Origin of the sequence: Holdemanella hominis (assembly GCF_014306155.1) — a bacterium.
GTDB lineage: Bacteria > Bacillota_I > Bacilli_A > Erysipelotrichales > Erysipelotrichaceae > Holdemanella > Holdemanella hominis.
Map to the genome: position 1 here is coordinate 1 of NZ_JACRWH010000109.1, position 1690 is coordinate 1690.

Here is a 1690-nt window from a genome sequence, read left to right on the forward strand (position 1 = left end):
TGTTCAGCGTATCCAGTGTACTCAATGTAAATCCACTCATGCCTTGCTTCCAACTAATTTTGTTCCTTATACTCAGTTCACTTATCTTTTCATTTACTATATTGTCACGCTTGATGAGAATGATGATTTGATTACTTCTTTTGAAGTTGCTCTACAAACGATTCGTAAAGTTAAAGCTCGTGTAATCGAATTTTGGGATTCACTCTTCCCAGACTGGAGAGATTTCAAACAGGATGACTTGAAAATAGAATCTTTAAAGCGTCACAATATTCTCTTTGGATCCACTAGAAGTTATTGTAAACTTTGTGTACTGTCACCAACAGGGTCGTAACTCTGATTCTGATTTCTTTTGGTATTATGTCATTGAAATCAGAAAGGAGATGATCTTATGATCGAAAATGATGCTTTCAAGCTGCTGTTAATCAATCTTTTTCACCTGAATCCTGATGATATTGCCAATATTCTCTGTACTACGTTCAATAAGATGATGGTTCTTGTTGTGACTCTTGCAGACAAACATCAGGCTTGTCCTTACTGTGGGTTTACTGCGCCTAAAATCAAGGAGTATGTAACCAAGGAGATCACTCATTCGGCTCTTACCACACAGAAATGCATAATAAAATACAGGGCAAGACGCTACAAATGCTCATGTTGTGGAAAGACCTATTATGAATTCAATCCTTTTGTCTTCAAATCCCAGAAAATATCGATTCTTACTGTGCATAATATTCTGAAGGATCTGAAAGATTTTAATGAGACATTTACTTCTGTTGCCAGACGATATCATGTTTCTCCAACTTCTGTATCCACTATCTTTGATAATCATGTGGATATTGGCAGAAACCCGCTCCCGGAAATCATTAATTTTGATGAGGTATATGCCTTCAAATCCGAAAAGAGTAAATATGTCTGTGTCCTGCTTGATTTTAAAAAACAGATTCCTGTTGATGTTCTTCCAAATCGTAAAAAGGAATATCTTTTAAACTACTTTCAAAAGATCCCTTTAGAAGAACGCAAAAAGGTAAAATACGCCTGTTCAGACATGTATGAAGTATATCGAGATGTCGTACATAAAGTGTTTCCCGAGTCAAAACATTTGTTAGATTATTTTCATCTTTCACAAGATTTTCACAAAAAAATGAACGAAGTACGTATTAAAGTCATGAAAGGATACAAAGACAACAAGGCTTCAGATGAATATTATCTTCTCAAGAAATTCAACTGGCTTTTATTCAAAAATCCAGAAGATGAAGATAAATATGGAAGACTGTTTGATGTAGAACGTGAGCGTAAATACAACTCTCATTTTAAAAGTTATATGAACTACTACGATTTAAGAAAGAAAATACTCGAAATCAATAATGACTTAACTATTTGTTACTCATTAAAACTAGAACTTGTAGACTTCTATTCAAAATCTACTATCGATAATGCGCAAGTGAATCTGGAACATCTGATTCGCAGCTTCATTGATACAAACATTGAAGAAATGATCAAATTCTCCAATAATCTTATTAACTGGAAACAGGAGATTATCAATTCATTTACGATTGTAGGTACTGAATATAAAGTTGAAGCAGACAAAGGCCAGGTGGTGGTCTGCAATAAAAAAGTGAATAATGCGATCATTGAGAATCGAAACAAGATTATCAAGTGTATCAAGAACAACGCCAATGGCTACACCAACTGG

The 1690-nt window shown here is 34.5% G+C and carries 2 protein-coding genes; both read left to right on the forward strand.

From position 1 onward, the window contains the following. A partial coding sequence (locus tag H8911_RS12585) for a DUF6431 domain-containing protein (RefSeq protein ID WP_222621039.1) occupies nucleotides 1-331 on the forward strand: 331 nt, incomplete at its 5' end. Nucleotides 332-388: 57 nt separating this feature from the next. Beyond that, the coding region (locus tag H8911_RS12080; protein ID WP_255466376.1) for an ISL3 family transposase at nucleotides 389-1690 on the forward strand (1302 nt) is incomplete at its 3' end.